This window comes from Parendozoicomonas sp. Alg238-R29, assembly GCF_947331445.1.
Taxonomy (GTDB): Bacteria; Pseudomonadota; Gammaproteobacteria; order Pseudomonadales; family Endozoicomonadaceae; genus Sansalvadorimonas.
In genome coordinates, this window is the sequence record NZ_CAMZOG010000055.1 from 19,106 (window position 1) to 33,676 (window position 14,571).

A 14,571-nucleotide genomic window follows, 5' to 3' on the forward strand; every position below is an offset into this window, starting at 1 on the left:
CAAAAAAGGCAGATTGCTGTCTAAAAATGACATGCCCTATGGATCTATCTATGGATCTATCTATGGATCTATCTATGGATCTATCTATGGATCTATCTATGGATCTATCTATGGATCTATCTATGGATCTATCTATGGATCTATCTATGGATCTATCTATGGATCTATGGTGAACCATGTATCCATAAGTTCAGTAATGATTTCCTCTGAGCAGGAAGCTGTGTCTGCAGCGTTGTAGTCCAGAAGGCGCTGCCGTTCTTGACTGCACCATCCGTGGTATCACAGTGAACACAGGTCATTAAAATGGTTGCCATGGGGAGTAGAAAAATGGCGGAGAATACTAGAGGAAAATGCTACCCCTTGAACAGGTAGATTCGCCGCTGATCCAGTGTATGGCTATTACTTGCTGCCAGTGCGGATGTCAGCACACCTGAAAGGAGTGGAGATAACTTTCGTTTTATTCTGGTTGTGGTGATAAGCGCTGTTTCTTGAGAGGAGGCTCTTGAGTCTCAGGGGCGTCATTATTGTTGTCTTCGGTATCGCTTGTCCTGTCAGGTTGAACAGAGGCACTGGAAGTCGCTTCTTGATCATTCCCGTTGAGCAAGTTTTTTCTGGTTAACATTTTTTCAAACATGGTTATTGTTCTCTCAGATACAAACTTATGTTCCTTCATTACTGACAGGGTGTTGCGGTAAGTTGGCCAGTACCACTGGTTCTGGGAGTAGACATGAATCTTATATTTTTGAAGATTGCGAATAGTGGTCAAATTGTCAGAGTGTCTTTTTGGAAGGAACCTTTTGATCATTTCATTAGATGCACTGACAAAGCCTGCTCGGGCGAGAGATATGAGTGTCCTATTCGTGTAGAACTTCGGACTTTTCTGGATTTCATCATTAACGTCTTGCCTTAGATTTCTGACACTTTCTTCCAGTCCTTTGGGTATAGCGAGATCAAGCCCGTCTTTTGCACAGTTTTCCGTAGATGGGGGTTGCCAGCAGAAAGGCAGGTTTTCGGCAATATATACTGAGAAATGTCGTTTATCTTCTGGCTTTGTGCGGTTTATTCGGTATGTAGTTAATCCGTGTCGGAGTAAGTATTCCGCTATCTCTCTTGCAGTCCATTTATCGCCGCCGTAAGGCGGATAAATCTTTTTGTCGTTGAGGAATCCTGCAGCTTTGCTGGTACAGGACATGACTTGATGTGTGATCATTTTATCCAGAGGGTATGTGTACCAGAGGCTGGCGAGTTTGGATCTTATTTTTTGTGAGTAGTCGTCATATTTATAAGTTATATCCTGCTCAACAAGCTCTCCTATACCAAGGACACTGCGTGAGCCGCCATTGGGTAACGCTTCTGATACACAAATGGCTTTTTGAGGGTGCAGAAGAGCTGCGTGGGTATCTCTCATTTTGATATCGGCAGTAAGCTCCATCTCGGCTGCAATATGTGTCGCCAGCATCTGCCCATTTTGCAGGATAAGGTTATTGATACCCAGCCCGGCACAGACAGCTAACAGCAAGGGTTTGTCCCAGTTTTCCTTGTTCTGGTTCACTGCATCTTCAAGCTCAGGAATATCTTCTCTCAGGTGTGAGTTGATAGTTGATAGAGGACACATACACTCCAGAGAACTAATGACAGAACTGCTGAATCTGGCTGTGTCTCTTTCCTTAACCCTGATAAAGCAGTGGCGGATATGACATTCAAGCCACATCCGGCTTTCCGGGTTATCATCCCCGATTTTTTCGTGAAGGCATTCGTTTCTGGTTTTTTCACCCGCATCACCTGTTGCTTCGGTGACGGCTCTCCATATTTCTAAAAGGCGATCATGGGAGGCAGAGTCATCCTGAACATCTTCAACGTTAGGGGTGCTTATCAAAAGAGGATCATTGATTAAACTGGTGGCCTCTTCCGGCATATGTGTATTAATAAATTGAACTAACTGCGGAATTGTTGTGTATTTCTCTTCTGGTTTTCCTGTTATTGATAGTGTTTTTAGTGGGCCACCGTTTATTATTTTCTGTAGGGAGTAATGTCTAACTGTTATAAATTCTTTCACCAGAGCTTTGGCAGCCTCAGTACTTCCGTTGCTAATGAGCCTTCTTATTTTGTCACTGGCTATGCGATTTGTTCCCATCTGGTGCACAAGGTCATTGATATCTTCACTGCTTTCAAGGTTGTTTCGGTTTATAAACCCACTAAGGTTTTCATGTGTCAATTCTTCCTGAGTGTCACAGGTGCGCAGGCCAGTCGATCTCAGTAGTTTTGCCAGAGGGTTTGTATGTTTTCCATCAGCTAACTGTTGGCGAATAGAGCGTTTCAGATAGATCGCATACTTTTCCGGTTGAGAGCGTGACAAGTGCCATAGCCAATCCGGGTGTATAAGCCTGTTGGAGGTTGCCAGATCAAACAGATTGCTCTCAAGCAGATAACTCCCGAGAGTTGGGATAGACCACTTTTTGTCTGCTTGACCCAAGGCGGGAACCGTGCCATCCAGCATGGTCAGAAGTGCCCTGTAAAAATCCCTGATAAAGCAGAATTCTTTTGTACTCCAGGTGTCTTGTTTCTCGAATTCTTCCGCCAGGAGCAATGGCGTGCCAGGGTGATGATATCGCCAGTGTTTAGCAAATGATAGAATGAACGCTTCAAGGTTTTCCTTCCCACCTTCACAGGCTTTCTCATAAGAAACCTGTAACGTGTTGTGGAGGGATACCGCCTCTTCTTCAGGGGGCAATGTTGGAGCAGCTTCGCAATACACAGGAGCATACACATCGGAAATTTTCAGATCTGTGAGCTTCTTGACTTTTTTTTTCATGCTTTCATTCCAAAAAATCCACACCAACTCATAGCTTGGGTCGAACTCTTCCTGATTTTCATCACCTTCAAAGTAATCGAAGAAAAGTTCCCGTGAATCTGGCCCAATCTCCTGTCTGGCCTGGAAAATAACCTGTACAGGAAGGGGAGTGTTTGGGTCAGATGTTTTCATGAGTTTCTGTGCATCTACCACGGGCACTAAGCTTGTTTCTTCACTACCTTCTTGTTCCATGTAGCAGTAGACATCTGGATTTACGAGGGTAACAATTTCAGCATTAGCTTCAGATTTTTGATGATTGATCATCCGGATAGAACGGTCTGCCGGAAGAATACCTAACTGTATATCAGTTCTCGATTTCCATTTGACCCGCACATGAGTCCATAAAATATATTCATACTGAGAGACTGGCTGGACTTCATTATTGTCATCAATAACGAAAGCCAGAAAGCATGACATTCTGTGATCACCGGCCCAGTCCTGATGCTTGAGCCTAAAGGCAAATTTTGCTCCTCGTGAGTATGACGACAGAGTCTCCTTTTCAAGAAAGGTTGTTCCTTCAGGTGTGAAAACACCCCTTCCCGCAATGTTGGACTCATCCACGACCAGGTCATGATCAGGTAGCTCGGCATTGCGCATTAAACGAGCGACATAAGTATTGGGTTGCACAACTTCAACCGAGTCAGCCCGAAGGGACAGGTAGGTGTGTTTGTCAGGCCCACTTTTGGAGCTAATCAGATGTATATCAGAGACCGGCGCTTTTTGTACTCGTGTTATACGTGCAGGTCGTTTGCGTTTGGTGGGCGGAGGGGGAGTCTGCTGAACCATGGTTGACGGCCGTAAAGCGGAGTCGTAGTTTCTGCTTGCTGATGCCATTGTTGACTATCCAACAGTCTCTGGAGAGAGTTAGATATCAGTAGGTGCAGTTAGTTCGGAGGGGGTTAGTACATGTGACAGGAGTGATGAGAAAGGCTGACTTTACCTGTTTGTCTCATCCAGCCTCCCCTGAATCAGGGGAGGCGAATATTGGCGGTTAGTGACGGTTCCAGGCATGAAACTTCTCAAGAAACTTCATGGCTTTTTCCGGTACATGAGCCTTCTTCCATTCACCGGCTGCATATTTATTGGTTTCTGAAAGAGTTGGGTAAATATGGATGGTGCCAAGAATCTTATTGAGACCCAGTCCGTGCTTCATGGCTGTGATGTACTCGGTAATCAGTTCACCTGCGTGATAGCCGACAATGGTACAGCCAAGAATCTTGTCTTTACCGGGAACTGTTAATACTTTGATAAAGCCTTTGGCTTCACCGTCGGCTAAAGCACGATCAAGGTCATCTATACCAAAGCGGGTGACCTCGTATTCGATTCCTTGTTCTTTGGCCTCCATTTCGTTCAGGCCAACTCTGGCAACTTCCGGATCGATAAAGGTTGCCCAGGGCATAACAGAATAATCGACTTTAAACTTCTTAAAGCGGCCAAACAAAGCGTTCACTGCTGCATACCATGCCTGATGAGCGGCGGCATGGGTGAACTGGTAAGGGCCAGCAACGTCACCACAGGCGTAAATATTGGGATATTTGGTTTGCAGGTATTCGTTAACCGTTACAGTGCCGTTTGGATTGGTTTCCAGCCCCAGGTTTTCCATGCCGAGTGAAGCAGTATTGGCTTTGCGTCCCAACGCCAGCAGGGCAACATCGAACTCGATAGTTTTGAGTTCACCTTCATGTCTGGCTTCCAGCCACTGTTTGTCGCCTTCTTTGTGGAAGGCAACCGCTTCATAGCCAACCCGCAGATCAATGCCATCCTTGCGGAACTGTTCCATTACAACTTCAGCAACATCGGCATCTTCTCGTGGAAGGATGCGGTTGGAACGATCTACCTGAATCACTTGAATGCCAAGACGGTTAAAAGCCTGTGCCAGCTCTGAACCAATAGGGCCACCGCCCAAAACCAGCATATGTTGAGGCTTTTCACGAATCTCCCAGATGGTATCAGAAGTGTAATAGGTGACTTGATCCAGGCCGGGAACAGGTGGAACAAACGGTCGGCCACCACTGGCAATAATAATGTTTTTTGCCCGAATGGTTTTGTCGCCGGTTTTTACTTCCCAAGGGGATACCAGTGTTGCAGTGCCTTGAACACAATCAACGCCTAAACCAGAATAGCGCTCTACAGAGTCATGGGGTTCTACCTGCTTGATCACAGATTGCACACGTTCCATGACGGCACGGAAATCAACGTCAGCCTGAGCATTTTTGATTCCGAATTCATCAGCTCTGTGAACATAGTGATTAATGCGGGAGGATCGAATCAAGGCTTTACTGGGTACGCAGCCTGTATTAAGGCAGTCACCACCCATCTGATGTTTCTCGATCAGAGTAACCTTAGCTTTTACTGCTGCGGCTATATAAGCACTGACAAGACCGCCGGAACCTGCGCCAATTACAGCAAGGTTAGTATCAAACGATTCTGGTTTCGTGAAACCTTTATAAACTTTGCGAGCTTGCAGGGTGTTCATAATCGCACGGGCAACCCATGGGAAAGTTGCCAGCAAGACAAAAGAAAAAACCAGGCCGGGGGTTGCAATACCTTTAACCGAGAACTCTTTTACCTGCCCAAGCTGGGCACCAGCATTCACGTAAACAGCCGTCCCTGCCAGCATGCCAATCTGGCTTACCCAGTAGAACGTCCAGGCACGGATTTTGGTCAATCCCATCACAAGATTGATAACCATAAAGGGCACAACAGGAATCAGGCGCAGGCTGAACAGATAAAATGCGCCATCTTTTTCAACGCCGGTATTCACGCTTTTCAGATAACTGCCAAACTTGCTTTGTACCCAGTCCTGCAGCAGGGTTCGGGATACAAGCATTGCGAGAGTTGCACCGATGGTGCTGGCGAAAGAGATGATCAGCAGGCCTTCAGCCAGACCAAACAGTGCACCGCCAAACAGTGTCATCACGGCAGCGATAGGCAGCGAAAGCGCTGTGACCAGTACGTAGATACTAAAGAATATCCCGGCCGTGAGCAGAGGATTTTCCGCTTTCAGTTCATTGAAAAAGTCAAAGGTCAGATACTGCCCAAGGCCTAAGCCATAAAAAGCACCAATGGCAGCAATAATGGCAATGAGCAGCAGGAGTTTTGTGTAGCGCATGAGCCTGTATCCATGTTCTTGTATTGGCTGATACGGAAGGCGTCAGTCAGTGGATTCAAAAGTATAACTTTTAGTGAAGTCTACAAGCGATGAAAATGCAGGATATAGAGATCATAACCATGCTGTTCCATATAACTGTTCAAGATATCCACGGGAGGTCTGTCTTCCTGGCCGGGAGCTGGATCAAGCCTTGTGACATAACTACTCATATCATCCGAGATATACCAGCGACCTTCTCTCAGGTCAGCTGACAGATAATGACCACTGTCTATGGTTTCACCGAAGTGCATCACAACACTATCGAGCTGCATATGAATATCTTTTCTTGAAGTCGAAGACATATCCTGTGTGTAAACCGGGATTATGAGCTTGTCGCCACCGGCAAGAAGATGCCGACTGACCTTTCGCAGCTTATCTGTTTGGGCTGAACTGTTGGAATAGAGGCGAACCTGTGTCGTTATATGTTGTAGATCTTCTGGATTGTCGGGCGTTAGCATAATTGTTTTAAAATAAGAGAGGGGCCTGCTGGTGGATTTACCGTTTTCAAATTCAGCGGGAGGGATTTCGAAAATTTCCCTTTCCAGGAGCGTGGCCTCAATTGTCTCATAAACGCCCTTCGGCATGTTCATTTCCTTCGCTTCCGTAGAAGAAATCCTTACACCTTCCGTTTCCGGACACCACTCCCGGTGTAAATACTCCTTGTGGAGAATGTCGTTAAAACTGCGAATCTTGTGTCTATCAATATGCTCAGGTGTTGGTATGGCCAGTTCAATGGTGGCGAGCCCACCTTCTTTCACGCTGTGTTTTACATCTCCACCAAAGTGATATTTATGATAAGTATTCCCTTCTACTGAGAACTCCATTTTCGTTCCGTGGATCAGGGACGCCGCTTTATTGTGGCTCATTCCCAGTGCATCAAAGAGTCCCACAAGAAATTCATGGGCATCATGCTGCTGGAGAGCCCACATTGACGAAGAGCCAAGAATCAGCCCTAAATGTACACCGTCCTCTGTCTGCCCATAATCCTGTGCGGCTTGGAAAAAGCGTTGCTGGTCGGCTTTTAGTACTTTCTGACTAACAGCTTTTAATGAATTCTGGCGAAGGGTTCGCATGAGGGTAATGAATGACTCACGAAGTTCGGCAAGTTCATCACTTTCTTCAGAGCTACTGTTTGCAGAAGTAAAAACACCGTCTTCAAGCTCTGCTAGCTCTTGATTTGTCAGGGTGTGGCTCAGATAGCTGAGAGTGGCATTAAAGAAACAGTTATTCCCCATATGGCTAAGGGTGGGTTCCGAGGTTGTTTTCTCTTCGTGGAGGGTTTCGGTGATAGAGTTGGCTCCAATGGCTTTTATGGTTTGTGTTTCCCGCAGCAGATGAAGCTGTGTGACCGTGAAGCCAAAAAATTTTGATGGAGGAGCATTACTACTGTAATGATCCTCGTAATATTGGGTAAGGTTGTGAAAGGTATCCCCAAACAGTGAGTACTGTGCATCGATAAGCCAGGCGACGAAGGCAGAGCTGCCTCCTGAAGCCAGAGAAGAATTGATCCATCCCATTGATCGAAAAATCCGTTCAAACGTCACGCTTGCAGAGAAATAAAGGGCCAGATAGAGAGGCATAAACATAAGATCTGTTTGCCAGGCAGCGATTTTAGTGACAACGGTGCTATTAGAAGAGGGCGGCCTTATAGGAATCGTGTTTATTTTCTTGGGCATGGAGTAGATAAACATCGGTGTCTTCTCGCTGAGCAGTGTATGACCAAGGTCTGGCGCCATAGACCAGGTCATTGCCATTTCACATTCTGTCTCTTTATTGCAGGGAAGAAAGGGGACAAAAAAACGTTCGTTAATTTTTTTTCCATTGAGTGGTGGCAGAGTCTTAAAGTGGCTATCAGGTTTGAAATAGTAGTGAGAGCCATGAGAGTAACTTGCCTCAAAAGAGAGCTCGCCGCATTCACACTTTCCCGGGCTAAAACGAAAATCCAGAAAACACTTAAACAGTGATGTAATAAACTCCAAACCCCGCGGCTGAAGAAAGGCCATGACAGATGGGACTTTTTGAGTTTTTATGATTTTAGAGAGAGTAGCTCCCCAGACAGGGATATAAACATTCATACCCTTATCTTCTGGCTTACCAATCTTGATTTCTACAGAGGTGTGAGTGCCACGCCAAGTCAGCGATACTTCATCACTGTTCATTAAAAACATTTGGTAAGCCAGAGTGTAAAGGAGATTGTTGTTTTTCGTTTTTTTTAATGGAAATCCAAATAGTCTGACTGGCGGGTGTTGAAAAACCAGCTTCTGTTCATTGGGGGAAACATGCAGAGTAATCATTAAGCGTTCAGCGAGTGAGTGATTATCGGCAATAACTATTTGGTAGACTTTTGAGGTTTGTTTTTCCCTAAAGGCTTTCCAGTGCTGTTTGAAGTAGTAAACCGGCAGAATCAATGCAGGCAAAGAGGCTGCCAGCTGTACCTGCCAGCTATTGGTTACAACACTACAAAGCTGAGGAGCATTACTGATAAGGGCTGTACCTATCGCAGCGGCCAGGCTCAGGGATAAATGATGTTGCAGGTGGCGGTTTTCGAATTGCACTCCATTGTTTGCATTCCATGAGAGCCAGGAATCATGGGCACCTTCAATGTAAAAACGTTCAAGAAAGGAATTTTTGTTGTAACGATGGTAATAATCACGGGGAGGCGTGGTCACAACCTCCTCATGGGGGTTGTCGTAAGCCTGCAGCAATCCCTGCCTGAAAAGCAGGCATAAACACAACAGAATCACGACGCGCTTGACGGGCATTCGGGAGTCCATTCAAAAACGAAGCGTAAAAGTAGCAGCCACTGGAATGCGAAGAGTTGTAATTTTGTTAAAACCGATGGATGTCAGTTCAGATACGCCCGGAAACAAGCCATAATATCCTTCTCTCTGTGCCGGTTGGATTCAGGCCGGTGGCAGATAATAGAAAGGAGTAACTTCATTGAATCCTGTTCAACGTTCCTACCCGGCCAGCCGTCCACGTCGTATGCGCAAAGATGATTTTTCCCGCCGCCTGATGCGTGAGAATCGTCTCTCGGTAGATAACCTGATTTACCCGGTTTTTGTGCTGGAAGGGCAGATGACTCGGGAATCAGTAGCGTCCATGCCTGGTGTTGAACGCCTGAGCCTTGATGAGCTGCTTAAAGATGCAGAAGAATGGGTGAAGCTTGGTATTCCTGCTCTGGCCATATTTCCGGTTGTTTCGGCAGAAAAGAAATGTCTGGAAGCCAAAGAAGCCTGGAACCCCAATGGCCTGGTTCCCAGAACTATTAAAGCCCTGAAATCCCGCTTTCCGGAGCTGGGTGTTATTACCGATGTGGCTCTTGATCCTTACACTATTCATGGTCAAGACGGTCTGCTGGATGATTCCGGCTATGTAATGAATGATGAAACGGTGTCTGCTCTGATTAAGCAGGCCGTCAGCCATGCAGAAGCCGGTGCTGATATGATTGCACCTTCCGATATGATGGACGGTCGTATTGGCGAAATCCGCACGGCTCTGGAAGAAAGTGGTCATATCCATACCCGTATTCTCGCTTATTCTGCCAAGTACGCTTCCAGCTATTACGGGCCATTCCGCGATGCGGTGGGTTCTGCTGGCAACCTCGGCAAAGGCAACAAATACACCTATCAGATGGATCCAGCGAATTCTGATGAAGCCATTCACGAAGTGGCTATGGATTTGCAGGAAGGAGCGGATATGGTGATGGTCAAGCCGGGTATGCCTTATCTGGATATCGTTCGCAGGGTAAAAGATACCTTTGGCGCACCAACCTTTGTTTATCAGGTAAGTGGTGAATACGCCATGCATATGGCTGCAGCCGAAAATGGCTGGCTGGATGGCGAGGCCGTGATGATGGAAAGCCTGATTGCCTGTCGCCGGGCCGGTGCCGATGCCATTCTCACTTATTTTGCCCCTCAAGCCGCAAAATTACTGAAACAGGGTAACTGATACTATGGAGCAGCTGGCCGCCTATACGCTTCTGCTCCTGCCCCTGATATTCAGCCCGGGGCCAGCCAACCTTACTATGTGTACGTTGGCTGGTCGCTATCAGCTGGCTCAGGTCAGCTGGTTTATCCTTGGAGCTAATGTTGTTACCGGTCTAATGGTTTTAGCCGGTTTGTTGGGAGCCGCTGAATTACTGGAACAGTTTCCAGCTTTTGCCAAAGCATTGAAATACGCTGGGTGTGGCTATCTGTTATGGATAGCTATAGGTATGCTAAAGCCATCAAAGGGTTCTGAAAATAGCGGATCTCAGATCCCAGCCGTTCAGCCCGGTTTCTGGCAGGGTTTGGTGTTTCAGTCTTTAAACCCCAAACTGATGCTGATTATTGTGGCCACAATGGCCGGGTTTGATGTCAGTAATGTGCAGGTTGTGGCGGCGATGGCTACCGTATTTGTTATTCTGCACTTTATGTCCCATTACCTGTGGGCACTTTTTGGCCAGATTGTTCTCAAACAACTGGCAGAAAGTCCCGGCTGGTCGACTTTGCCGGGTATAATGCTGTTAATGGTCAGTGTCTGGATGCTGGTTCTCGGCTAGATAACCCATGAGTGGGTGTGAGGGAGGAGTGATGCACGACGTTGGAGCTACCGGGAAAGCCACCGGAGATGTGGTTAGTGGAGCTGCGGTAAAACCGGAAGATGTGAAGCCTCTGCTCACAGACTATACCAACCCTGATTATTACCTGAACCGAGAGTTGAGCCATCTTCAGTTCAATATCCGGGTTCTCGAACAGGCATTGAACGAAGAGCACCCACTGCTCGAACGCTTACGCTTCCTGCTGATTTTCTCCAGTAATATGGATGAACTCTTTGAGATCCGGGTGTCCGGCCTCAAACAGCAGATTGAGTTCGCCCGTGAACAGGTTGGCCTGGATGGCATGCGCCCGGCTGAGGTGTTAAAGGAAATCAGTCGCCTGACTCATATTCAGGTAGAAAGGCAGTACAACATTCTTAATGAAGTTCTGTTGCCTTCCATGCGGGAAAAGGGAATGTATTTCCTGCGTCGGAATGAGCTGTCCGATGCCCAGAAAAGCTGGATCAGAACATTTTTCTTTCAGGAAATCATGCCAATTATCAGCCCGATTGGGCTTGATCCCGCGCACCCGTTCCCACGCCTGGCAAACAAGATACTGAACTTTATTGTTGAGCTGGATGGTAAAGATGCCTTTGGCCGGGAAACCGGTATGGCGATTATTCCTGCTCCTCGCTCATTGCCGCGAATTGTCAGGCTGCCCCGCCACGTTTGCGAAGATGATGGTGAATATAATGTATTTTTGTCGTCGATTATTCACCAGCATGCAGAGGATCTTTTCCCAGGCATGAGAGTAATGGGCTGTTACCAGTTCCGCTTAACCAGAAACAGTGACCTCAGTCTTGAAGATGACGATGTAGAAGATTTGGCAACCGCCTTGCAGGGAGAGCTTCTCTCCCGCCGTTATGGTGATGCTGTACGCCTTGAGGTTGTGGATAACTGCCCAAGATATCTGTCTGACTTCCTCCTGAACCAGTTTGGTTTGACGGAAGATGAGCGTTACGAAATTAATGGCCCGGTAAACCTGACCCGGATGATGGATGTTTGTAACAGCGATAACCATCCGGAGCTACAATTCCAGCCATTCACACCTGGTTATCCCAAAGGTTTGCCAACTAAGGGCGACAAACTGATGGATGCAGTTAGCAAGGAAGATGTGCTTCTGTTGCATCCGTTTCAATCATTTACCCCAGTTGTAGATTTGTTGCGGCAGTCAGCAAAAGATCCGCAGGTGCTGGCCATTAAGCAAACTCTTTATCGCACGGGTTCCCGCTCACAAATGGTGGATGCACTGGTTGAAGCCGCACGTCATGGTAAAGAAGTGACTGTAGTAGTGGAGATCCGCGCCCGCTTTGATGAAGAAGAAAATCTCAAGCTTGCACGCCGTTTGCAGGAAGCTGGGGCCATCGTCGTGTATGGGGTGGTGAGCTATAAAACCCATTCCAAAATGATGTTGATTGTGCGTCGTGAAGGACGAAAAGTTGTTCGTTATGTTCACCTTGGTACCGGTAACTATCATCAGGGTAATGCTCGTCTTTACACCGATTACAGCCTGTTGACCTGTGACCCTGCCATTACCAGCGATGTTCACAAAGTGTTCCAGCAGTTGACCGGAATGGGTAAAGCGTTGCGGGTGAAGAAGCTGTTCCACGCTCCATTTACCCTTAAGAAAGGGCTGGTGGATTTGATTGGGCAGGAAGCAGAAAAAGCCCGCAATGGTGAGAAAGCTCACATTATTATTAAGGTGAATTCTGTTACCGAGCCAGTCACTATAAAAGCTCTTTATAAAGCTTCTCAGGCAGGCGTGAAGATTGATTTGATTGTGCGTGGTATCTGCTGTTTGCAGCCAGGTATTGAAAGACTCTCAGAAAATATTACCGTACGTTCCATACTCGGCCGTTTCCTTGAACACACTCGTGTCTTCTATTTCTACAACGGTGGTGAAGAAAAGGTGTACTGTGCCAGTGCAGATTTAATGATCCGAAATCTCGACCGCCGTGTGGAAACATGCTTCCCGGTTGAGAATCCAAAGCTGGTCATCAGAATCCGGAAAGAGCTGGAAACCTACTTGAGTGATAACACCAGAAGTTATCTGCTTACCAATGAAGGTGTTTACGAACGCAAATTACCGGTTCGCAATCAAAAAGAGCGTAATGCCCAGCAGACTTTGCTGGAAAACCTCTCGAAGTAATTCTGTTTAACAAGTGGTCAGTTAACCTGCCGGTAGCTGACTGCTTCTGTTAAATGTTTGGTTGTTACACGTTCTGATTGTTCTATATCTGCAATTGTTCTGGCAACTCTTAACAGGCGATGCAAACTGCGACCTGATAACTGCATTCTGGTTGCCAGAGTTTCCAACAGCTTTCTTTCTGTTTCTCCCAGCGCCGCCTTTTCCATTACATCATCAGAACTTAGGTGGGCATTCAGGCACCCCTGCCGTGCAATCATGAAATCTCGAGTTTCACAGACTCGCTCCCGAACAATTTCAGAAGACTCTGGTTCAGAGCTGGGCTGCTGGAGTAATGCTGCAGGAGGCAGACGACCCACTTCAACTCGCAGATCGATTCTGTCCAGCAAAGGCCCGGACAGTTTACGGCGATACTTTTGCACCTGCTCGGGTGTGCAGTGACAGGCTTTCTCTTTATCTCCTTGAAAACCGCAAGGGCAAGGATTCATGGCAGCGAGTAGTTGGAACTTCGCCGGAAAGGTTATCTGGTGTCGGGCACGGGAAATCAGAATCTCTCCGGACTCCAACGGTTGGCGAAGAATTTCCAGGGAGCGTCTGTCGAATTCCGGTAACTCATCAAGAAATAGTACGCCTCTGTGAGCAAGACTGATTTCTCCTGGCCGAGGGTGAGAACCCCCACCAGTTAAAGCCGTGCTCGACGCTGTATGGTGCGGTGCTCGCCAAGGTGGCTGCTGCCATTGTGGAATGCTCTGTCCGCAAAGTGAGTGAATACTTGCAACTTCCAAGGACTCTGAATCAGAGAGCGGCGGGATGATCCCGGGCAGGCAGCGGGCAAGCATGGTTTTCCCTGTTCCGGGAGGGCCACTGAACAGTAATCCATGACCGCCGGCCGCTGTAATTTCAAGAGCTCGTCGAGCCTGGAAGTGCCCCTGAACCGAGGAAAGGTTATCCCGAATTGCAGGCTTAACACACAGGAGTTCTAAATTGCCCTCTGACTTGGGAAGAGGGCGTGTTCCATTCAAATGCGCTGTAGCGGCAAGAAGGTTGTCCGCTCCAAATACCACTGCATTGGAGCAATGTGAGGCTTCGGGCAAGGAACTTGTCGGAGCCAATACATTACGCTTTGTTTCATAAGCTGCCATCACAGCTGGGAGAATGCCAGTGACTGGTCGAAGCTCACCTCCTAGAGATAACTCCCCTAAACATTCATAACCCTCAAGAGCATTTTCGGGAAGTTGGCCTGAAGCCTGAAGAATTCCCAAGGCAATGGGCAGGTCATAACGGCCGCCTTCTTTGGGTAGATCTGCCGGAGCCAAGTTGACTGTTATTCGCCGTGCCGGAAATTCAAAGCCTGCATTAATAAGCGCACTGCGCACTCTGTCTTTGCTTTCTCTGACGGCTGTTTCCGGCAGACCTACTATATTGAGAGCCGGTAACCCGTTAGACAGGTGAACCTCCACCTGAACTTCGGGAGCGCTGATGCCCATACGGGCGCGGGTATGCACAACTGCCAGAGACATAGAATCGAGTATCTCAACGGGTGATATTAAGGCGTGCAAGTCTAGTACATCGCCACAAATTATTTGCCCTGCAGGGTTTACTGCCCTGGATATCATGTCCTGATTCTGGTCTGGATGACCTATGTCAGCACAATACGGCATTCACGACAGGTTCTTTTGTTTTCCGATGAGAAGGTGAGGGGTTCAATGCACTGATAGTGCTCTTGAGCAACAAACTCGTCAACCACCTTGCCGTGGGGCTCTTCTGGGCGGGAGAAGCTGATCGTTCTACAATTTTAATATTTACCCTCCTATTTAATATTTACCCTCCTATTTAATATTTAC

At 47.3% G+C, this 14,571-nt stretch carries 7 protein-coding genes; 3 read left to right on the forward strand and 4 right to left on the reverse strand.

Annotated features, from left to right (window positions below; translation table 11 throughout):
• Positions 1–457: 457 nt before the first annotated feature.
• From QMA35_RS13965 to QMA35_RS13975, 3 genes are all read right to left on the reverse strand, one after another.
• The gene (locus QMA35_RS13965; protein WP_281647769.1) at positions 458–3,685 is read right to left on the reverse strand and encodes a hypothetical protein; all 3,228 of its coding nucleotides are present in this window, start codon (positions 3,683–3,685) and stop codon (positions 458–460) included.
• Positions 3,686–3,842: 157 nt separating this feature from the next.
• Complete coding sequence (locus QMA35_RS13970; RefSeq protein WP_281647770.1) at positions 3,843–5,963, reverse strand: FAD-dependent oxidoreductase; 2,121 nt, start codon at positions 5,961–5,963, stop codon at positions 3,843–3,845.
• Positions 5,964–6,043: 80 nt separating this feature from the next.
• Complete coding sequence (locus QMA35_RS13975) at positions 6,044–8,764, reverse strand: hypothetical protein (protein WP_281647771.1); 2,721 nt, start codon at positions 8,762–8,764, stop codon at positions 6,044–6,046.
• A gap of 178 nt (positions 8,765–8,942) precedes the next feature.
• Here QMA35_RS13975 and hemB point away from each other — a divergent pair, with 178 nt between their 5' ends.
• The 3 genes from hemB to ppk1 are packed head-to-tail and all read left to right on the forward strand — an operon-like array spanning position 8,943 to position 12,730.
• On the forward strand, positions 8,943–9,953 hold the full coding sequence (hemB, locus tag QMA35_RS13980) for a porphobilinogen synthase (RefSeq protein WP_281647772.1): 1,011 nt from the start codon (positions 8,943–8,945) through the stop codon (positions 9,951–9,953).
• A gap of 4 nt (positions 9,954–9,957) precedes the next feature.
• Complete coding sequence (locus tag QMA35_RS13985) at positions 9,958–10,545, forward strand: LysE family transporter (RefSeq protein ID WP_281647773.1); 588 nt, start codon at positions 9,958–9,960, stop codon at positions 10,543–10,545.
• A 31-nt stretch (positions 10,546–10,576) separates the two neighbouring features.
• On the forward strand, positions 10,577–12,730 hold the full coding sequence (gene ppk1 / locus QMA35_RS13990; protein ID WP_281647774.1) for a polyphosphate kinase 1: 2,154 nt from the start codon (positions 10,577–10,579) through the stop codon (positions 12,728–12,730).
• A 17-nt stretch (positions 12,731–12,747) separates the two neighbouring features.
• Here ppk1 and QMA35_RS13995 read toward each other — a convergent pair whose 3' ends face one another.
• Positions 12,748–14,343, reverse strand: coding sequence for a YifB family Mg chelatase-like AAA ATPase (locus tag QMA35_RS13995; protein WP_348650947.1), 1,596 nt, complete (start codon positions 14,341–14,343; stop codon positions 12,748–12,750).
• Between the last annotated feature and the right edge of the window lie 228 nt (positions 14,344–14,571).

Excerpts from the sequence above, each read along its gene's own strand:
- QMA35_RS13995 (WP_348650947.1), bottom strand. The coding sequence starts at position 14,343 with ATGATATCCAGGGCAGTAAACCCTGCAGGGCAAATAATTTGTGGCGAT.
- QMA35_RS13985 (WP_281647773.1), top strand. The coding sequence starts at position 9,958 with ATGGAGCAGCTGGCCGCCTATACGCTTCTGCTCCTGCCCCTGATATTC.
- QMA35_RS13970 (WP_281647770.1), bottom strand. The coding sequence starts at position 5,963 with ATGCGCTACACAAAACTCCTGCTGCTCATTGCCATTATTGCTGCCATT.
- QMA35_RS13965 (WP_281647769.1), bottom strand. The coding sequence starts at position 3,685 with ATGGCATCAGCAAGCAGAAACTACGACTCCGCTTTACGGCCGTCAACC.
- QMA35_RS13975 (WP_281647771.1), bottom strand. The coding sequence starts at position 8,764 with ATGCCCGTCAAGCGCGTCGTGATTCTGTTGTGTTTATGCCTGCTTTTC.
- ppk1 (WP_281647774.1), top strand. The coding sequence starts at position 10,577 with ATGCACGACGTTGGAGCTACCGGGAAAGCCACCGGAGATGTGGTTAGT.